The 20,383-nt window shown below is 59.4% G+C and carries 15 protein-coding genes and 1 pseudogene; 8 read left to right on the plus strand and 8 right to left on the minus strand.

The annotated features are described in order from the left end of the window. Positions 1-11 precede the first annotated feature (11 nt). Entirely contained in the window at positions 12-1,388 is a 1,377-nt protein-coding gene (locus I6F36_RS25445; protein WP_225136935.1) for a CBS domain-containing protein, read from the minus strand. Positions 1,389-1,698: 310 nt separating this feature from the next. Then, on the minus strand, positions 1,699-3,927 hold the full coding sequence (locus I6F36_RS25450) for a hypothetical protein (RefSeq protein WP_225172420.1): 2,229 nt from the start codon (positions 3,925-3,927) through the stop codon (positions 1,699-1,701). Positions 3,928-4,167: 240 nt separating this feature from the next. On the opposite strand from I6F36_RS25450, the gene rfbC reads away from it, so the two are divergent. Next, positions 4,168-4,713 carry a dTDP-4-dehydrorhamnose 3,5-epimerase gene (rfbC, locus tag I6F36_RS25455; protein ID WP_225136933.1) on the plus strand — a complete coding sequence of 182 codons (546 nt, stop codon included), beginning with the start codon at positions 4,168-4,170 and terminating at the stop codon, positions 4,711-4,713. A 94-nt stretch (positions 4,714-4,807) separates the two neighbouring features. Here rfbC and I6F36_RS25460 read toward each other — a convergent pair whose 3' ends face one another. From I6F36_RS25460 to I6F36_RS25480, 5 genes are all read right to left on the minus strand, one after another. Beyond that, positions 4,808-5,557 (minus strand): cephalosporin hydroxylase family protein, encoded by a 750-nt coding sequence (locus tag I6F36_RS25460; RefSeq protein ID WP_225136932.1) that lies wholly within the window; start codon positions 5,555-5,557, stop codon positions 4,808-4,810. After that, positions 5,554-6,300, minus strand: a complete 747-nt coding sequence (locus I6F36_RS25465) for a formyltransferase family protein (RefSeq protein WP_225136931.1) — start codon at positions 6,298-6,300, stop codon at positions 5,554-5,556. The genes I6F36_RS25460 and I6F36_RS25465 overlap by 4 nt, the downstream gene beginning before the upstream one ends. Positions 6,301-6,304: 4 nt before the next feature. Continuing rightward, the gene (locus I6F36_RS25470) at positions 6,305-7,429 is read right to left on the minus strand and encodes a DegT/DnrJ/EryC1/StrS aminotransferase family protein (RefSeq protein ID WP_225172421.1); all 1,125 of its coding nucleotides are present in this window, start codon (positions 7,427-7,429) and stop codon (positions 6,305-6,307) included. 103 nt (positions 7,430-7,532) lie between these two features. After that, positions 7,533-8,567 (minus strand): glycosyltransferase family 2 protein, encoded by a 1,035-nt coding sequence (locus I6F36_RS25475; protein ID WP_225136929.1) that lies wholly within the window; start codon positions 8,565-8,567, stop codon positions 7,533-7,535. Continuing rightward, a complete protein-coding gene (locus tag I6F36_RS25480) occupies positions 8,567-9,427 on the minus strand; it encodes an NAD-dependent epimerase/dehydratase family protein (RefSeq protein ID WP_225136927.1) in 861 nt (286 codons plus the stop codon). The genes I6F36_RS25475 and I6F36_RS25480 overlap by 1 nt, the downstream gene beginning before the upstream one ends. Positions 9,428-9,562: 135 nt before the next feature. Here I6F36_RS25480 and rfbF point away from each other — a divergent pair, with 135 nt between their 5' ends. The 7 genes and pseudogenes from rfbF to I6F36_RS25515 all read left to right on the plus strand — a co-directional run bounded on the left by rfbF (position 9,563) and on the right by I6F36_RS25515 (position 19,161). Next, a complete protein-coding gene (gene rfbF / locus I6F36_RS25485; protein ID WP_225136925.1) occupies positions 9,563-10,372 on the plus strand; it encodes a glucose-1-phosphate cytidylyltransferase in 810 nt (269 codons plus the stop codon). Continuing rightward, positions 10,369-11,475, plus strand: coding sequence for a CDP-glucose 4,6-dehydratase (rfbG, locus tag I6F36_RS25490; protein ID WP_225136923.1), 1,107 nt, complete (start codon positions 10,369-10,371; stop codon positions 11,473-11,475). Before rfbF ends, rfbG begins: the two co-directional genes overlap by 4 nt. Continuing rightward, positions 11,399-12,697, plus strand: a complete 1,299-nt coding sequence (locus I6F36_RS25495; RefSeq protein ID WP_225136921.1) for a class I SAM-dependent methyltransferase — start codon at positions 11,399-11,401, stop codon at positions 12,695-12,697. Before rfbG ends, I6F36_RS25495 begins: the two co-directional genes overlap by 77 nt. A gap of 1 nt (position 12,698) precedes the next feature. Beyond that, positions 12,699-13,523, plus strand: a complete 825-nt coding sequence (locus tag I6F36_RS25500) for a glycosyltransferase family A protein (protein ID WP_225136919.1) — start codon at positions 12,699-12,701, stop codon at positions 13,521-13,523. Continuing rightward, positions 13,520-15,595 carry a hypothetical protein gene (locus I6F36_RS25505; protein WP_225136917.1) on the plus strand — a complete coding sequence of 692 codons (2,076 nt, stop codon included), beginning with the start codon at positions 13,520-13,522 and terminating at the stop codon, positions 15,593-15,595. The genes I6F36_RS25500 and I6F36_RS25505 overlap by 4 nt, the downstream gene beginning before the upstream one ends. Before the next feature lie 212 nt (positions 15,596-15,807). Continuing rightward, complete coding sequence (locus tag I6F36_RS25510; RefSeq protein WP_225136913.1) at positions 15,808-18,015, plus strand: hypothetical protein; 2,208 nt, start codon at positions 15,808-15,810, stop codon at positions 18,013-18,015. Between the two features lie 36 nt (positions 18,016-18,051). Continuing rightward, a pseudogene (locus tag I6F36_RS25515) lies at positions 18,052-19,161 on the plus strand (IS3 family transposase). A gap of 516 nt (positions 19,162-19,677) precedes the next feature. On the opposite strand, the gene I6F36_RS25520 reads toward I6F36_RS25515, so the two are convergent. Then, a complete protein-coding gene (locus I6F36_RS25520) occupies positions 19,678-19,848 on the minus strand; it encodes a hypothetical protein (RefSeq protein WP_225135789.1) in 171 nt (56 codons plus the stop codon). Between the last annotated feature and the right edge of the window lie 535 nt (positions 19,849-20,383).

Below are 20,383 nucleotides of genomic sequence, written 5' to 3' on the forward strand. Positions count from 1 at the left end.
TCTCATATGCGTCAGGCTAGCTGGGCGGGAACACGCGATTTCCAAGTCCGCAGCCCGTTCTCCTCGAACATGATGCGCGAACAGCTGTGCCCCTGCTGTTCCAGCGCCGCGATCAGCTGGTAGCGTTCGAACGGGCGGACGAAGAACATGAAGTAACCGCCGCCGCCGGCGCCAAGCAACTTGCCGCCGACCGCGCCATGCTGCTTGGCAAAATCATAGATCGCGTCGATTGCGTCCGACGAGATCTTGGAGCTCAGCTTCCGCTTGGCGTGCCATGCCTCGTCGATCAGCCGGCCGCATTCCAGCAGTTGGCCGCGCAGCAGATGCCGTCTTATGTCGCGCGTCACTTCCTTCTGCTTGGCAGCTGCGGCCACAGCGTCGCTGGTCTCGTGCTGAGCCTTCTGGTCGCGGTGAATGGCGCCGGAATCGCGCCCCGCGCCGACGTAGCAGAGCACCAGGCTCTCCTCGAGCTCGGCGATGATGTTGGGATCGAGGCGGAGCGGCACGATGGTGTTCTGGTCGGAGAAGAATTCCATGTGATTGAATCCGCCGAACACGGTGGCGTACTGATCCTGCCAGCCGCCGGGGATGTTGAGCATCAGCCGCTCGGCCTGGAAGGCCATCTCCGCGATCTCGTGGCGGTCCCACTGATCGCTGCGAAATTCATTGAAGCAGCCGATGATCGCCGACGAGACCACCGCGGAGCCGCCGAGCCCGGAGCCGACCGGGAAGTCGGCGGACACTTCGAGCTCGAAGCCGTAACTCGGCTTGATCAGGCGTACGACCGACTTGATCAGTGCGAGATCTCCGCCCGTTCCGAGCTCTGCGAGATTATCGGCCTCGATCGTGCGGCGGAAGTCGTGCGAGTAGATCCGGATGCTGGGATCGCTCCGGCGCCGCAGCGTCGCGTGAGCGTACATCTTGATCGTGGCGCTGATGACCGCGCCGCCGTCATTCGCCACGAAGTAATGCGTCAGGTCGGTGCCGCCGCCGGAGAAGCTGATCCGCACCGGCGAGCGGGCGCGCGCGAACACCTCGCTCTCTTCCGACAGATTGAACAGCTCGCGGCTGAACACGTCGACCAGCCGCCCCTCGCCATCGAGGATCGGCACCACGTGGACGCGCTGGTCGAGCAGCTTGAGGATCTGCTCACGTGGTCCGCCGGTCGGCGCCCAAACGAAGTTGCGGTTGATGCAGGATACAACCCGGTCCCGGATCGTGATGCCGGTCAGCATGCGCCTGCGGATGTCGCCGTCCGTTACGGCGCCGACAATTCGCCCACTCGCGTCCTGCGCGAACAAGATGCCAAGCATGTTCGCGTTGAGGCGCCGGAAGGCTTCCTCAATGGTCTCGGTCTCGGCGATGGTGATGAGGCTCGCAGTAATCAAGGCCAGGGGTCCAAAAGCGCAGGCAATTCCGGTACTTACCCCCGGCGCCATTCGCTGGAAAAGGTTCGGATACTGACCTCTAGATACGTCAAGGCAGGCGCACGATGCAAGGTGCCGCAGGGGGTGCAATCCTGATGGGCACCCATATGCCGACACGAATTTCCGGCGGTTCCACATTTGGGCTGGTTTTCGGGGCGCCACATGGGTCGCGATGCCTGAATGGCTATCCGGCCATCGCCCGTCATTTCACCGATGCCGCGCCTTGCGCCGCCGCATCCTGAGCAAGGCAGGGGTGGCTCACTGCAAATTGTCACCGCAATAATTGCTGGAGCGACGGGCCGGTGATGACCTTCTGAGCAGCCTCTTGCTTGACGCCCACAATCAATCGGATCGGAGTGGGAAACACAGTCCGGAGACGGCGGTCGGGCGGCAAGGTGAGCGTCATCTCAGATGATCCGGCAGGCAGATCCATCGTTACGGCTATGGCATCTGCCCCAAGCGGATGAAGCTCAGCAAGTAGCTGACCCGACCGGAGCTGACGAACGTTGGTCGCAATTGCCCTTCCGGCCAAAACGACGATGTAGCGTCCCGCCTGCGGCGCCACCATTGCGATCGACAGCTCGGGCTCGCGATACGTCGCCGCGCCGAAGGAAATTCTGTCCGGATCGGATTGGGACGTTGTGTCCCAAACCATGCTGCCGCTACCGTCGTAGACCGGTTTCAGGCCCAGCCGCCGAGCCTGGTCGATCATGGGGTCGGTCGGAAGACCTTGAAGCACGGCAAGCAACCTGATGCGGTAAAGCGCCAGCACGTCGGCTGCGGCGCGCGCGTCGATCAGGTCGAGGTGCCCCGGAGCGAGCTGTTTCGGCGTCTGCTCACAGATCCTCGCCTTCGTATGCGTGTCGAATTGCGGATAAGTGGGAAACAGACTGCAGAAGACGGCGACACGATCCGCGTAAAGATCGTGCCAGATGATATAGCGCGGGTCGGGCACGAAGCTGGGAACGCTTGAGACAGCCAACATCAAGCCATTTCTGTATGCCTGCTGCGGGTAATCGTATTCCGGAGGCACGAGCAATCGGCTGCCAGAGGGAAGTGGGGCGGTCCGGTTTCGAAGTTGATCGAGCAGCGCCGACGCCCCAGCCGGCAGGGGGCGTGCTCCGTTGTAGCTCTCGACGGAGCCGACGGTTCGGCTGACCGCCTCAGGCAGCGGATAACGCACGACCCACAAATTCCTGACGACGCCAATCAGTAAGAGCGGCACGATCAGGCCCATCACTAACCTGCGGCTCGGTGAGGGCGGGACAGCAAGCGACAAGCCGGCAAACAGGGCAAACGGAATAATGGCGTTGGTCCAGAACCTGTAGGCATGGCTGTTCAGCCCGAACGTTCCGAGCCCCATGCCCACGGAAACGAGCAGCATCACCGACAACCAGATCAGCAGATCTGGCCTGCCCAGCCTACGAGCGTTGAGAAATACGATCACGGCTGACGCGATATAGACAAGATGAAACAGGATAAATTCAATCGTCGGGACCTTGGCGTAGGAATCGACTTCTTCAAAGCGCCCGGCTTGCAGCGACAGCTGCCAAACTTGAAGGGCATAGGGGGACGCCACGATCGCGGCGCTGGCGCCGTAAAGGACCGCGAATCGCACGCTGCGCGCATCCACTAGCGAAGCCAGGAAGCAGGTGGACCAGAATATCACGAAGCTGCTCATGGAGAGCCCAACCATATTGCCTCGAACGATCATCAAGGCGAGGACGACGACAATCGCGCCGGCCCGGGCCATGGCGTAACCAATTCGTCCAGCCCGGATCAGGTTGGCGATGCCGTCGGCGGCGACACAAACGCATACGGTGGTTGCGAGCTGAAGAAAGGTGAGGGTGTGGGCGAGGCAGGCTATGCCGAGCAGGGCGCCGGCGACAACGGTGACAATCGGGCGGTTACCTCGCTTTGCGCAGTAAAGAGATGCAAGTACTGGAAGAAACAGCACCCATCCTAAATCCTGTGAGGATGCAACGCCCATGCTCCCCGCAGGCGGGATCAAGTTGCCGCTCGCCTGTGACACGCCGGAAAAGCGCTCAAAAACACGATAGAGGTGGTGGACGAATGGCGTTTCTCCAGCTCCGACCACCAGCAGCGCCATGAACGACGCAACGCCTCGCTCGATGTCGAGCGCGCGCATGGACAAATAGGTTCCGAGAAACAATAGCGTTACCAGAAGCGGAACATAGATAACCGCCTGTGCCTCAAATGGAGGTAGGCCAGTCGCGTGAGCGATCAGATTGATCAGCCAGTCGGAGAGAAAATTGTAGTAAGTCGGAAACTCTCCCGAATACGCGTCGGTCACGAAGGCTGTGCCGTGGAAACGGCCGTACAGAGACAGGGAGACCGACTCGATGTGCCGAACGGTGTCGGCGTTGCCGTGCCAGAAGTCCGTGATTTGCGGCCCAGCGAAGACGAAAATAAAGAGACCAACGAAAGCAAGCAGGCAAGCCCCAGCGAGGGTAGGTTGATTGCGAGTCACATTCCTCATCCTGGCGTCAAAGCTGGTCTTAGAGCCCGCTCTTCAATATTTGCGATAGAGCGCTGAATTTTCGCGCGATCCGGAATGAAAAGGCAGGTAGCAAATCTGTGGTCCCAATGCCACCTTTTGATAAGGTGTCCCGACCCGGCTGCCTGCGAAATCGAGAGGCGGATGACCTGAACTAGAGAACACCGTGCGTCACTCAAGCTGAAGAATGGCAACCGTTATTGAAGTGAGGAGCCAGCCCCAATGATGTTCGAAAGACTGATGCTTGACGGGGCGCTGCTGATCCATCCGGATCGCCACGCCGACGAGCGGGGCTACTTCGCGCGCACCTACTGCCGGGAGACTTTTCTGGCACAAGGCCTGAAAGACTGCAGCCTGCAGTGTTCGACCTCGTTCAATGCGCGCAGAGGCACCCTCCGCGGACTGCACCTGCAGCGCCATCCCCACGGTGAAACCAAGCTGATCCGCTGTGTTCGTGGCCAAGTCCATGACATCATCGTCGATGTTCGTGATGGTTCAGCCAGCTATGGCCGCTGGCATGCCGTGCATTTGAGCGAGGAGAACGGTCTTAGCCTCTATGTCCCCGCGGGCTTTGCCCATGGGTTCATGACCCTCGTGGACGAAACGGAGCTACTCTACCAGATGGCCGATCCTTTCGTTTCAGTATCGGCGGCAGGCATCGTCTGGAACGATCCCGATCTTGACATCAACTGGCCATTCGAACCGATCGTCATATCGGCAAAGGATCGTTCGCTGCCGACATTGAAGACATGGCGCGATGCATCCTAAGTGAGAGCGAGCGGCTGTGTTGCGCCACGCGTTCTGACGACCGAAGATGGGCATGCCGACGATGTGCGTCGGCCGCCTTGCGGCCGCTTCGAGCTCAACGGATCCGCTTCAGATACCCGTCTGGAGCCACGGTGATCAGCAGCTTATTCTGGATAGTCTTGTCGATCTCGAACTCCGGATGGCGCTTGAGGAAATCCCGCGCGGCAGTCTTTGCATTGTTGCCTCTGCCCCAGGGACGATCGGTGAAGGCGTCTTCCGGCATATCCTCGATGACGGTATCGAACACGATGCAATAGCTTCCAACCGTCGTCAGGTCCGCGTAGGCCTCCAGCTCGGCAAGCACGTGGTCGTGCGTGTGGTTGCTGTCGAGGATGACGAGCACGCTGCGTTTGCCGGCGGCCTTCTCCCTGACCGCGGAAACCACGTCGGGCGCGCCGCTCGAGCCCTGGATCATGGAAATGCGTCGTGCCATCGGATGGGCTTCAATCGCCGCGCGGTTGTGCGCGCGGATGTCGATGTCGATGCCCAACACTTGCGCGTCTTGCGGTCCGCCCGAAATCGCGTTCAGCTCCAATATCGACGCGGACAGAATCAGCGAGCCGCCGTGCGCGATGCCGGTTTCGATCACGAGATCCGGTTTGACCGACCAGATGATCTCCTGGAGGGCGAGGACGTCCTGCGGATATTGTATGACGGGACGTCCCATCCATTCGAAGTGGTACGAATATTTCGCGCGATTGGCGCGATCCATCCACGACCTCGTTGCGGCGGCAAGCTCGGCATCATCGCCCATGCGGGTGATCTCATCGGCGCATTCGCGCTTGAATTTCTCATGCTCGCTCATCGCGGTTTCCTTTTGATATCGACCCGGACTTCATACACGTCGTCTCCGTCCGTGAAAGTGCAGGCGGGATAGCCGGGAAACGTACGGGCGCGCAGTCGGTTCAGCAGATCGCGCACCTCGCAGGTCTGGTCCAAGGGGATCGAGCTCGCCGGCTCCAGCTCGGATCCGCGATGGAACGTGCCGGCCGCGAGGTCCTGACGTCGGGTCTCGAAATCCAGGTTGCGCAGCCGGGGGTACGCTTCCTGAACTAGCGTCAACATCGCATCAATTGCCTTGCGGTACAGCGATCCGCCGGTGTCTTCCCAGCCGTAGGGAATTTCGAGCTGCGCGACGATATCGCCGCTGTCCACCCCTTCGTCGACCATGTGCAGGCTGACGCCGAAGGGCACGCGATCGACGATCGACCAGAAATTGTAGTGCTTGCCCCTGCCGTAAGGCAGCAGACTCGGGTGGGTGTTGATGAAGCCGCGCCGAGCCAGCGAGAGCAGCGGCTGCCGGATGAGTTTCGGCCACCACGCTAGCAGGCCGAGATCGAAGGAGAGCCCTTCGCTTTTGGCAAAGCGCAAGACCTGCTCGGAAGACTCGAACGCCACTGTGCGCAGCTGCGCATTGCGGGCACTTGCAGCGATATCGTTGTCGGTCGTGGTGACCACCAGCGCGATATCGCTCCTATAGTGGGCGATCAGCCAGCGGGCGACCTCGCAGCCGACATGGCCGTCCGCAAACAGCAAGAGCTTGATCAACGACTCACTCCACTCGCAACATTCCGCGCACCACCGCGATCACGCGATCCTGGTCCTCTCGCGTCATGTCATGATAGCTTGGCAGATTGATCGCACGGCCCGGGATGTCGTGCGCATGCCTGTTGTCTGGCACTTCCTCGAACATCGGCAGTCCCGACAGAGGATAGAAAAAGACGCGCGCGTCGATGTTGTTCGCTGCGAAAGCCGCGACCAGCCTCTCGCGCGTGACCCCGCTCGATGGGTCGAACACGACGGTGGGCATCCAGGCGCCATTGACGATGTTGGTCGGCTCCGGGTTCATCCGCACGCCGGGCAAGTCCTGCAGGCGGTCCCGGTAATAGTGAAAGATCTGCTGCTTGCGACCGGTCAACTCGTCAATGCGCTCCATCTGGGCGCAGCCCATGGCGGCCTGGATGTTTGACATCTTGTACTTGAATCCGACCACGTCGGGCCAGAACTGTTTGGATTGCGTGGGCGATCTGCCATGGTTTGAGAGCGTCAGCACCCGCTCGTAGAGCGCGCCGTCGTTGGTCACGAACATGCCACCCTCGCCGGTGGTCACCGTCTTCGTGCCGTGAAAGGAGAAGGCCCCGAACGCGCCCATGCTGCCTGCGCGCTTGCCGAAATACAGGGAGCCGATCGCTTCCGCAGCGTCCTCGATCACGGGAATACCATGTTTCTCGCCAATAACGAGGAGGCGATCCATGTCGCACAAGTTGCCGTAAAGATGGACGGCCAAGATGGCTTTCGTCCGCGGCGTGATCGCAGCCTCTACCAGATCGGGATCAATGCACCAGCTGTCCGGCCGGATATCGACAAACACCGGCTTGGCCCCGAGATGAGTGATCGGCGCGGCTGACGCTATCCAGTTGGTATCGCCCATGATGACTTCGTCGCCGGGACCAATCCCCAGCGCCGCCATTCCCATGTGGAGCGCTCCGGTGCAACTGGACGTGGTAATCGCATACGATGTGCCGAGGTGGGCTCTGAACGCGGCTTCGAAGCGATTGATGTAGTCATAACAGCGCTCGCCCCAGCCGTTTGCGGCGGCGTCCGTGGCGTATCGAACTTCCAGCTCGGTAATGGAGGGTTTGGTGTAGAGAATACGCGATGGCTTAGCGGTATCCATGCCGGCTTGCTCCGAATTGCGACCCATCAGAGCCGGTTCTGAAGAACGAAGACAGGATCGTGTCGTCGCATCATGGGGGGCGGGCGGGCAATTGATCATCGCATCACCTCCCCGGCCTGTCGTGATTTCCGGTCCAGAGAACCTCGATCGGCTGGCCGCTCCTGGCCTCGGCACCGCCATGGGTCCCTTGTTGGATGGAGTGCTCGATGATCGCCAGCGGCTTGTCCTTGACCTGATTGTAGATCCGCTGAATATAGAATCCCTGAATTGCAAACAAAAACGATACGGTGGCCATCGTTCCGAGCTGAAGCAGTGCCAGCGTCATGAATCCGAGTGGCATTGGCTTGTCGCTCGTGATCCAGGCGAACAGATAGACACACACCAGCACGCTCGCCGCAGCCACCAGGATCAGCCCCAGATAGCTCGAAAGCCGCAACGGAATGGTGGTGTGGTTGGTGATGCCGTCGATCGCCAATTTCAACAGCTGTGAAAAACCGAACTTCGATTGCCCGTGCGCTCTCGACGAGCGCTCGTATGTGATTCCGATCTGCTTCAGGCCAAGACTGGCGATCGTGCCGCGCAGATAAGGATCATTGTCGTGCAATGCGCAGACCACGTCCACGACTTGCCGGTCCAGCAGACGGAAATCACCGGCATCGTGCGGTAGGGCATCGTCGCTCAAATGATTGATGAGGCGATAGAAAGCCATCCGCGCGGCCTTCGTCGGCAGATCTTCCTCGGGGCGCCGCCGCACGCCGTAGACAATGTGATATCCCTCTTTCCATTTCCCCAGGAACTCGAGCAGAAGCTCCGGCGGATCCTGCATGTCGGCGTCGATCTGCGCGACCGCGTTGCCTCGCGCCTTGTGGTAGCCGACGAGAATGGATTTCTGGAATCCAATGTTGCGCGAGAAGCGAAAGATTCGAACAGTGAGCACGCTGGGGTCGATCAGACGCGCCTGCTGCTTGAGCTCCTCCAGCGTTTTATCGACAGAACAATTGTCGTTGGCAACGACCTCGGTTGCCATATCGAACTCTTCGCGGATGCGCCGCGCCAGCGCGGCCAGCCGCTGGAACAAGGGTTCGATGTTCCCTTCCTCGTTCAGGGCTGGAACGATAATGGAGACCAGACCGGCCATCAGGACCTCACCACGTTCAGTTCCTTGAACCAGCAAATGACTCCCTCGATCGGATCACGACTCGCGGCAAGATAAGGGCTGCGCTGATAGATGCTCTCGAACACTTCGCCATGAGAATGGACCTTGGAACCGATTTCCAGCAGATCGATTTCGTTGAAGTATTGGAATACGGCGGAGGCGAGCTCACGCAGGCGGATCGGCTCCGCGGAACTCAGTTCAATTATTCTGTCCTGACCGTCGCTGGAGAGAAACGACGAGACGCTCTCCGCGATATCCTGGACATGATGATACTCGCGCAGCTGGGTGCCGCCGCTCATCTTGAACCGCTCCTTCCGAACGAGGGCTTCGAACATCTGACCGGCAAACATGAAGGGATGTGGCTTCTTGCTCCCACCATAGAGCGTGTGCAGCCGGATGTGGTGCCAGCGCAATGCGTCGCCTGCGCCTGAGAGGGCCTCAAACATACGGGACTTGGACGCCAAATAGGCATTGGACGACGCCAGCGCACCGTGACTTTCGAGCACCGATCCGATTGTCACCAAACGTACCCCGCCTGGCAGTGTCAAGTTACCGAGAAGAGCGTAAAGGCGCCGCGGAAACTCGACGTTGATGGCCTCGATCACGGCGGGGTCGGCGCCTGGATTGACGATGCCTACCGCGCAAATCCAGTCCTGAGCGACGCCAGGCACGAGCATGGACGAGACGGCCTGATCTCCGTTTCCTTCCAGGACTTGCTTGACGAAGTTACGTCTCGCAAGTTCGACGCGAGCCCCTGGCCGCGCCTCGATTGCGGCTCTTAGCGCAGTACCGAGAAAGCCCGAATGTCCAATCAGTACAGCGTTGCGATTGGCGCCGTTCATGTCACCCTTGGATCAATCTGGCCTTTCGAGTCCCCCCGGGACCGTGCCCCAAAATACGCGTTTTGCTTGAGCGACCGCGGAAATGGTTATAGAGGACTGCCTTTGACGTCAAGGTACGCCCGCATAGGAGGATCGATGAAGCGTTCCGGGAAGAGCAGTGACCTTGGGGTCATAATCCTCTGCGGCGGACAGGGCACGCGCCTGCGCGAGGAGACCGAGTTCAAACCGAAGCCGATGGTCACCATCGGGGGGCGCCCGATCCTCTGGCACATCATGCGGATCTACAATCATTTCGGTTGCAACGATTTCCATCTCTGCCTGGGCTACAAGGCCGAAATCATCAAGAACTACTTTTTGAACTACCGATCGAACACTGGCAGCTATCGCGTCCACCTGGCCGACAATCACGTCGAACACCTCGGCGCACAGGAGCGGGTGGAGAACTGGCGGGTGTCCTTGCTCGATACCGGTATCGAGACCTTGACAGGAACGCGCGTGAAGCGTGCGCTCAGCGTTCTCGACGGCGAGCGCTTCTTTCTGACCTATGGCGACGGCGTGGCCGACATCGACGTCGATCGCCTGCTCGAGCATCATTTCGCCTCGGGCAGGCTGGTGACAGTCACAGCGGTTCGGCCGTCTTCAAGGTTCGGCGAACTCGATCTCGAGGGGGACACAGTGCGAAGCTTCGTCGAGAAGCCGCAAGTGGGGTCCGGCTGGATCAACGGCGGCTTCATGGTTTTCGAGCGGTCGGCGTTCGAAATGCTTGCGAGTGACGGCAACGATCCTCTCGAAACGTCCGTGCTCGAAACGCTGTCCCGGGAAAACCAGGTCAGCGTCTATCGGCATAGCGGTTTCTGGCAATGCATGGACACCTTCCGCGAGATGCAGTTGCTCGAGCAGTTGTGGGCGGAAGATCGGGCCGCGTGGCGAATGTGGAAGTCATGATCGAAGCCGATGCGGTTCTGGATCGCCATTTCTGGAACGGGAAAAAGATACTGCTGACGGGGCACACGGGCTTCAAGGGCGCGTGGATGACCATGTTGCTCCGCAGCCTCGGAGCGCGCGTTGCTGGGGTCTCACTCGAGGCCGAAAAGCCGAGTCTGTTCGAGCAGGCCGGGCTCGCAAAGCGCATCGAAGCCCATCATGTGGCAGATTTGCGGGATGTGAAGCAGATCCAGGCCATCGTGGATGCAGAGCAGCCGGAAATCGTTATCCATCTTGCCGCCCAGTCGCTGGTCCGCTTCGCATATCAATTCCCTGCCGTCACCTTCGATACGAATGTGATCGGCACCGTCAATCTGTTCGAAGCGCTACGTGGGCAGAAGTCGTTGCAAGCGATTCTGACGACCACGACCGACAAGGTCTATTACAATCAGGAGCTGGGGCGGCACTTCATCGAGAGCGATCGCCTAGGTGGCCATGATCCCTACAGCGCGAGCAAGGCTGCCACCGAGGCGGTCATCGCGGCCTATCGCGCCTCCTATCAGCAGCCGAGTGGCGTGATTTCGCTGGTGGCGCGGGCTGGCAACATCGTCGGTGGCGGCGACTGGGCCCAGGACCGCCTGATCCCGGACGCCGTTCGCGCCGCTCTTGGCCAAACTCCATTGAGCGTTCGAAGCCCGTCATCGACCCGGCCCTGGCAGTTTGTGCTCGACGCCCTAGTCGGCTATCTGATGCTGATCGAACATGGCAGCCGGCAAAGGCAGGTATTCGCAGATCCCAACGACGCCGCGTACAATTTCGGCCCGCTGCCCGATCAACCCAGCGCCGCGGTTTCGGAGGTTTGCAACTGGATTGCCGAGATCTGGCCCGAGCGCTTCAGCTGGAACGTCGTCGCCGGCGATCGTGCAATGAAGGAAAGCAAGCTCTTGCAGCTCGACTCCCGCAAGGCCGTCGGCGTCTTGGGATGGCAGCCTCGCATGTCCTCCCGAGAGGCTGTCGCCGAAAGCATATCCTGGTATAAAGCATTCCATGCTGGCAAAGACCCATTTGAGCTTTGCCAACAACAGATTGAGCATCGACTTGCCCCCGCCCATACTCCGATCTAGCCGTTGCCGCTCCTGTGGAGCGGAACTGCGACAAGAGCTCATCGATTTTGGCGCGATGCCAATCTCGAATGCGCTGCTGCTTCCGCAGGACATCGCTTTGGGTGAAAAGTTTTATCCATTGCGAGTCATGGCTTGCGAGGCGTGCCACTTGGTCCAGCTCGCGGAAGACCTTCCGGCGGATACGCACTTTCACGGCAACTACGCCTATTTCTCATCCTTCTCAAATTCCTGGCTCGCCCATTGCGAGGCGTTCGCCGACCAGGCCATCCAACGCTTTTCGCTCCAGGAAGGCGATGTCGTCGCCGAAGTTGCCTCCAATGATGGCTATCTCCTGAATTTCTTCAAGAACCGGGGGATGCAGGTGGTCGGCGTCGAGCCATCGGAAAACGTCGCAAACGCGGCGCGTCAGAAGGGCATCCCAACCGAGACGGCGTTTTTCGGATTACAAACTGCCGAGCGGTTGGCGGCCAGTGGGCTGAAACCCAAATTTATGGTGGCGAACAACGTATTTGCGCATGTTCCCGACCTGAACGACTTCGCTGCGGGCTTTGCGCGGCTCCTGCAGGGCGAGAGTGTGCTGACGGTCGAAGTGCACTACTTTCTTTCGCTGATCAAGAACGCGCAGTTCGATTCATTTTACCACGAGCACTACAGCTACTATACGGTTCGCGCTGCGGTCGAGCTTTTCAAGCGGCACGGTCTTCGCGTCTATGACGTCGACTTTCTGCCGACGCATGGAGGTTCGATACGCTTGTACGTCTGCCGCGAAGCGGCGTCCTTTGCGCCGTCTCGGTACTTCACCGAGACGCTGTTGCGTGAGGAAGCCGAATTCTCCGAGGCGACTTCGAACGCCGCCGCCTTTCGGGATCGCATCGATCGCATCAGCGAGGATTTGCGCCGCTTCCTCATCGATGCGCGTCGCTCGGGACGCAAGGTTGCCGGCTTCGGCGCCCCCGCAAAGGCGACCACGTTGCTGAACCACGCCCGCATTACCAGGCATCTGCTGCCGTTCACCGTCGACAGCAATCCCAGCAAGCAGGAATTGCTGATCCCGGGCGTCCATGTGCCGGTCTTTGCGCCGAGCATTCTCGACAGCGAGCGGCCGGATTTCGTGCTGGTGTTGCCGTGGAATCTTCGGGAGGAGTTGTTGCGGCTGTTCGCTGCACGTCGTGAGCAAGGCACCAAAATCGTGTTCGCGGTACCTGAGCTCGAGATCGTTTAGGATGGCTGGATCAAACAAGACAATTCAGGTCTATATCCCTGTCTACAACGATATTCGGTTCCTGCCTGACGCCGTTGCATCCGTGTTGATGCAACAGGATGTCGAAGTCGAGGTGATTGTCAGCGACAATGCAAGCACCGATGGAACCTCGGAATGGCTGGCAAACGCAGCCTCGATGGAGCCTCGTCTCTCGGTTCATCGCAATCGCGAGAACCAGGGGATGATGAATAACATCAATCGTATCGGAGAGTTGGTCACTGCCGACTATTATATGTTCCTCTGCAGTGACGATCGCCTCGGTGCGACCGATGCCCTGAGCAGCGCGTTGAAGGTGATGACGGATACGCCTGACGTCGTGTCGGTGTATTGCGATCTGCTTTACATCGATGCACTGGGTAGGACGCTTGCAGCGCGGCGCTTTAACCGTGTAGGCCGCTTCGACACCGCTGCCACGCTGAAGGCCTCGATCATATCGGGCAGGAATCTCTTCGGAATTCCGCTGCTACACCGCCGGTCGGCGGGCGCCGCCATCACTTATCCCGGCCATTTGAGCTATCTCGCGGATGTGTATCACTCGGCCAAATGCGCCGAGCACGGTTCACTGTTTCATCTACCGCGGCAGCTCATTCACAATCGATACTCAGGGGGCAACGCGACCGGCAAGCTCTATCATTTGAGCTTGCTGCAGTTCAACGCATTGGCCGACGAGTTCGGCATCAAGCTGTCATGGGCTGAACGAGCGCTACAGCGGCTGCAGACCCACAAGACGGTGCTGAGCAAGGCAGCGTTTATGCGCTATGCCGGCTGGCGTTCGCGGCGAGCATGAGGAATGGGCTCGCGAACGTGCTGATCAGTCAACGATTGTTCGGGGCGCCGCCCTCGAAGCTCGGCGGAGACGAGTCGCATGTTACGCTGACCTCGAGTCCCATCTACTTCTCCGCCATCTTCGGTTGGACGATGTCGGCGGTTTCAGCGGTCATATGCGCCGTCGTGCGCATGCCGTTGGGCGGCCCTGATTGGTTCGTCTTCGTCAAGGCGTTCTTGCTCGCTGCCGCGATCATATCCTGTGCAACCCTGCTGACGGTCAGATTCGTCGAGCAGCGGCGCAGTGGCTATGCTCCGGTGCTCCTGTTCACGCTCGCGGTGATTTTCCTGCCGTGTCTTGCCTGGCTAATCGGGGCTGCGACCGACATTGTCGCTTATCCCTTGCTGCTCGGGCTGGTGGCAATCGGGGTGCGACAGGTGGTAGCTGCCCGCGAACTGCCGAGCAGCCACTTCATGCTGGCGCTGATAGGCGGCTGCGCCTCCGGCATCGGCTACTTCTTCGTGGTAAATTCAAAGGGCTATGCGACGGTTCTCACGCCGGAACAGGCCGTGATCGGTACCCAGCATCTCGACACGTTCTTCCATGCTGCCATCGCCAACATGCTGCTCAAGTATGGCGCGCTCAGCTTCGGCCTCGATGGGCTGACGCCGATCAAATACCACGTGCTCTCGCACATCTGGCTGGGGTGTTTCGGTATCTGGCTTCGTGTCCCCACGTTGGACGCCTACTACATCGGCACGCAGATCGTGGCCATTCCGGTGTTGTTCTTCAATCTGGCCTTGGCGGTCCACTTGCTACGGCCGACGAAAGCGGAATCGTTTGATGGCGCCTTCGTCACATTGGTTCCGCTTTTGCTCCTGGTCACTGCTGACCTTTGGGGATGGACCTCCTATCTCGTGTCAGAGTCTTACTGTCTGTCGATCACCCTGCTTCTGCTCGCGTTTCCGTTGTTGGCAGAAATTGCTGAAGACGACTTTCGGTTGCGTCCCGGCTTGCAGATCGCGGCGCTCGTCATCACCGGCATCCTGATCCAGCTCTCGAAGGTTTCCGTGGGCGTTATATTCTGGGGCGCTACCGGATATCTGCTGTGGCGACAGCAGGGTTTGACACTTCGAAACCTGATCGCCCTGGCTCTGCCGATTCTGCTGCTCGTCGCGCCGCTGGCCGCGATCTTTTCACCGGATGCAGGCTCATATTCTCGGGGGTTCAGCCTCTTTCGTTTCGTCGTGGATTACCCGCGGGGCGCATGGCCGAACATCGCGGCAAATCTCGTGCTGCTATGTGCTGCAGCGAAGGTGTGGCTATCGGGCTCGGCGCGCGACAGGAAAGTTGCGGAGACGTTTGTCATCCTTGTGATCGGTTGTCTCGTGCCGGCGTTGCTACTGGACATCTACGACACCGCCTACTATTTCGTGAATGTGGGGACGTGGGGCTGCATCGTGTTCGTGAGTGCCTACGGCCCGGCCATTTTGGGAGAACCGCGCGTTCGCCTTTTGACGCCCGCCATCGTCATTCTGGCTATCGTTCTCGTGGCGCTGGCCACCGGCGAGAAGAGGAACAGCCTTAAGAAAGTTGCGCTCCAGCTCGAAGACCTTCGGACGCGTATGCGCATGCTGAACGGAGAAAGTGCCGGCCCCAACATCACGCCATGGCAAGGACTTTTTGAGCTCGTGGCTCCTGGCCATCCCGCTCGTACGGCGTTGGCTACCGACATCAAGCGTACACCAGGAGGCCAGGCGAAGCAAACGTTGTTGTCTGCAGGACTGGCGCAGGACCGCTATGCTGCCGTTTTCGTTCCTCCGGACAATTCGGCATTCTGGAGCACCAATGTGGATTGTCGCGGCAATCCCTTCTTTGCCTCGGCGATCATCGGCGTGCCGCTGCTAAGGGGTCTCACGCCATCTGCTCTCAAATGCGGCCTTTATTCTCCACCCGTCTATCTCCCGGATGCCAGCTCTGCCCCAACGACGGACGCGCAGCTCTGCTCGAGGGCTGCCAAGTCAAACCTGACAACGGTCATCGTCATGGAGGCCCCGGCCATCGCACGCAGGATCGATTGTCCGCTGAAGTGACGCTGGTCATTCGGGCATCTGCCGATGCTGGCGGTGCCGTAGTGCGCACGAATGTGATTGGGATCAGCTCCGACATCAAGCACTGCCATCACGACCGTGAGCCGTCCTGCTGTGCGACGGGAAGCTGACCGGATCCTCACAGTGGACGTTGTGAGAGTGGAAGATGAAAATCCCTTGTTTACTGGATAATCATAGACAGGCAAATTGTGGGCATGCAAGCCAATCGCGATGCTCATCATCCCGCCCTGGTCTTAGTTTTCCTGTTTGTCTTCATCAGCGTTTTTGCTGGCCGTCAGTTCCTGGATCTGTGGCACGGACAGGTCGACACCGTGGGCCAGACGGAATCTGTTTCGCTCTCTTTGTATGGCCGTTTCCATGGCGTCGCGCTCGTGACGGATGCCTATTCCGGGGAATTCCCGACCTTCTATAATTTTCTATCCGACTGGCTGATAAATTTACTAGCGTGGGCGACTGGCCTCCCAACCTATTCAGCTCAGGCGCTGATCTACGTTCCGTTTCTGATCGCATTCATCTTTCTCGGCACCTACTGGTCCGTCCGCGCAGTCGGGGGCGATCGGGGAGCGGCGTTGCTTTCGGCCATTCTTGCCCTTGCGTCGGCCGAAACCCCGTTCGTTCACTATCTGTATACCTTGCTCGAACCGGTCTCGGGGCTGCAAGCGTCCACCAAGACGTTGATCCCTCCGGCGCAGGCGATCGGCATTGCCTCTTCGCAAGGTTTCGGTTGGGGCTGGTTTCTTCCTTCACTCGCAGCGCTCTACCGTGCGCGACGGCAAGGCGGAGTGTTGCTTGCCTTGTTCGCGGGGGCGTTGCTTGGCGTCTGCTGCCTGGCCCACACGCTGACCTTTCTGCAGGTCGCGACGACGGCAAGTGTCTATGTGGTGTTCGACACGATCGCGGTCCGTATCCGAGATGGACGACCGATCGATGCCCTTTTGAGGGTTGCGGCAATGCTGGTGCTTACAACTGGCATCGCTCTCGTCAGCCGACGAACCGGCGTATCGATGGTCAATTTCGCGGTTTATTGGTCCTTTTGCTTCGTCATCTCGCTCACGGACTTGAGAAGTCTGCGCTTTGCCGCGGTTTATGGTTCTGCAGCACTGGTCGTTGCGTCTCCCTATTTGCTTCAGGTCTGGCAGCTCGGGTTGCAGGGCAGTGCATTCCAGTCCTACGATTCGCCTCTGCCCAAAACCGAGTTCGTTCTGTTTTATCTCGCCTACATCCTTTGTGCCCTGCTGGTTTTCCTGAGCGCGCCACGGCTCAAGCGCTCCGACGCTTTGATCTGGATTGCCGCAATGTTGGTCGTTTCGATTGCGATGGGTTACGGAAAGATCTTCGGGTTCCAGAACCATGAATACCGTTTTCTGACCAACGCCATTTTCCCATTTGCGGTCGTCTCGGGCTTCATCCTGATGATTCCGCCCTCGACCAACCGCAGGATCGCAATTTTTGCGGCGTTGCCCCTTCTCATGCTGGGCGTGCTCCGTAATCAGTGGGCGACAGCGGGCGCATTGCCTGACTCGGTTGGCAGATCAGTCGGGACCTTCACATATCTTGGTCGCGCAATCCCGTTGCCGGAGGGAGCTTCGGCGCTGCTGGACCGTCTTCGGACTCACACGGCAGAATCTCCGGAAGGGAGCCGATTGCTCGTGCCACCCGAATACGAGTATCCGCAGCAAGCCTATAGGAATGGCTTGCTTCTCGCTGTTTCACGATCTCCAAGCCTTATCCCTGATCCGCGATACATTATGTGGCGGGATCTATATGCGGACCGGGTCGCGGTGTTCTGCAGCCTTTTCCCTGCTTATCGGCACATGGACGCGCATACGTCGCTGCGGCTGTGCAGCGAAACTCAAAGGGAAATTGCGCCGAACTTGATCCTCACCAATACCGGGCTCGACGTTCTTTCACTGTATAAGGTCAACTTGCTTGCATCTTTTCGTGGCCCGCAAGATAGCTATCTCGCCGAGCGCGCCGCGGCTCTCGGCATGACCCCAATCTTTCAAGCCGACGGCGGCATGCTTTGGCAAGGCGTGCCCAACCCGGATCCGGATCTGCTTTATTTTGGCGCAGCGTCCTACACCACTCCTTTTCTGTCGCTTCCGATTGTCGCGCCGCAGGCGGGGCCATATCTCGTCCTTCTTGCTGGAAGGTCGATTACCAGGCGCGTTCAGCGTATCCAGCACGGCTCCGCAATTCTCAAGCCCCGTCCACTCGGGGATGACGCATTGGCGATAACGGTGGACTTCGAAGCAGGTGCGTCGCAGATCGCTCTCGCATTGACGCCCGATCCGCGCTTTCGCTTTGTTTTTCCAACCCCGATCAGGCAGATCATAGGGGTCCGGCGACAGGTGGCGGCGAAATTCCTCGCCGGCCCACAGTTGGAAGAGTTATTGCGGTGATTAAGCTGCTGCCGGTTTAACGGACACCGAGATTTGGTGTTTCATAAAGCCGTAGGTGGGAGATTAAGAGAGGAAGTTCAGTCGCGAATTCAGGTCGGAACGGTTAAGTCGGCCAGGGAGCGCGGGGTGTCGGTGGCGCAAGCAAGAGCGACCTCGATGTTTCTGAGAACGTTCTCAGCAGATATTGGGTGAAGGAGTTCGGCGCACCGACCCTATGGAGCGTTTCCTAGCCGCGGGCACATGAGCCGGAGCAGCAGACGATCGAACGGCTACGCCGTAAGGTGGCCAAGCTGAAGCTGAGCGGGATATCCAAGAAGTGCCGCAGCGTATTTAGCGAAGGAAGCGACAAGAAGTTCTGCTTCATCGCACCGCACCAACTGGCCGGTGACATGGCTATGCGCCGTGCGGGGTGGCACCGTCGAGATTCTATGTCTGGCTGAACCGTTCTTGTAGGGCCAGATCCCGTAGCGAGGAAGAACTCGGCTCCAAGGTCATGGCCAGCTTCGCCGCCCGCGACCGTACCTATGGCGCGCGCCAGGTATGGCGGTTTGCTCCCCGACGGGGCGACTGCGGCCTGCATCCGATCAAACGGCTAGTGCGCCTGCCGGGCTTGGGGGCATTGCCACGCTGGCGACGCCTGCCGAAGGACAGCGGCGATCGGCGGCTGGAGACCGTGCCCGCGAACCTGCTGGACCGGGAGTTCACCGCCTAGTCTAGCGACCGAGCAGAAGTGGATCGCCGACTTCAGATCTCCGGACAGCCGAAGGGCTGGCTCTGTGTGACGCCGGTCATCAACCTGTTTTCGCTTCGCGTGGTGGGCTGGTCGATAGCGCCGCCATGATGGCCCAACTCGTGACGGATAAGCTGCTGTTGGCCATTTGGCGGCGTGGCATGTGATGGCCGACGAGCATCGTCAGCATGAGCCGCTCTGACAACGTCTGGACAACGAGGAAAGCTTCTTCTCTCTCGCTCAAGACAGAAGGGACCGCCAACAAGATCTACCGTACCAGATACGAGGAACGAGCCGATGTGTTCGACTCCGTCGAACGAGTTTATGACACGACCCGCAGGCACTCGACTTTAGGCTATCTCGGCTCGGTTGAGTTAGAGCTCAAGATAGGATTGGCTTTGACCATGTATCCATAACCGGCAGCAGCTCGCGGAGCCGAGCCGCCTACAAGAATGCTCTTCCTTTGGGATCGGACGCGATCCCGTCGGTCATTCGCCAGCGGAGATCGGATGACGCCAATACCTGCATAGCTGCTCGTCAAACCGGCACAGCGCGAAGCGCGAGAAGGGCTCGCCGTGTAGCCGTATGCGGCTGGCCGCCCAATGTCCGGTCAAGCTCCAAAGGACGGTGGCGAAGTAGCAGCCTCCCGACGTCATGGACGGGACCCTTTGCAGACGTCGCTTACAAGACCGCCCTCAGAGACCCCCCGGTTCACGCTGGCGGCTAGTATTGATGGTATCGACGACCCTGCTCAACCGCAAGGGCGTCCCGAGTCATCGCCAATGGTGCATTGTGGTGCAGGCCGCCTCGGCGCGGAGATCAAATCGTCGGCTTGCCGTACTTGCGCGCAAGACCGGTGCCCAAGCCGATACTCAATAGGATTGCTTTTCTGACGTAGCGGACCCTCAGTTTGCTTGGTCTTTTTGGCTATTCTATGCCGGCGATGTTGGATAGACGACTGCCACAGAGAGCGACGAGCGGCTGGTTCTCGACTGCGTTTCATTCAAGCCATTTGGACGATCCAGCGGTTCAAGTTGGCGCTGGCGGGCCATGCGGGCGATATCGAGGGTTGGTCCGCCAACAGCCATGGTCAGCCCGCCCATTCACGTCGATCCTTGGAGATCGATGTTCCAGCGAGCAAGCAGGTAGCCGAGCGCTACGCTTAAAGTGAATATCGCCAGGATGAGCCAAACCGCCCAGCTGCCACGCCATCATGCCTAATTTCCTGTCTGATTGGCCGAGTAGACAGCTCGGAAGGTTCACCGTTAGGAATCGACTCGAAGCTAAAGAGATTGCAGGAGCGGTGGGAACGTCCATCCGCTGGCTAGCTTGTGTCCTGCGTCCACGGTCTCGACTTAAAGGGCAAAAGCCTGTCTGGAGGCCCAGTATCGTAATGCCTCCCGGCCCGTTTCTGGGGCCGGGAGTCGCCTTACGGGTCAAACGCCCGCGCGCTCAGCAGTGTCGCTGGGCTCAACAGCGATGGTGAAGACGCCTTTCATTCGGCCCTTTAATTGCGGTCTGTAGTCGAGCTTACATTTTGAACTGGCCCATTTCACGTTGGGACCGCCCGCGTCGTCGCTAGTGCTAGTTTAGGAGGCGTCATGAAATACGTTTTTCCCTGCTGGCAGTCGCGATTAC

Source organism: Bradyrhizobium sp. BRP19, from assembly GCF_020194195.1.
GTDB lineage: Bacteria > Pseudomonadota > Alphaproteobacteria > Rhizobiales > Xanthobacteraceae > Bradyrhizobium > Bradyrhizobium yuanmingense.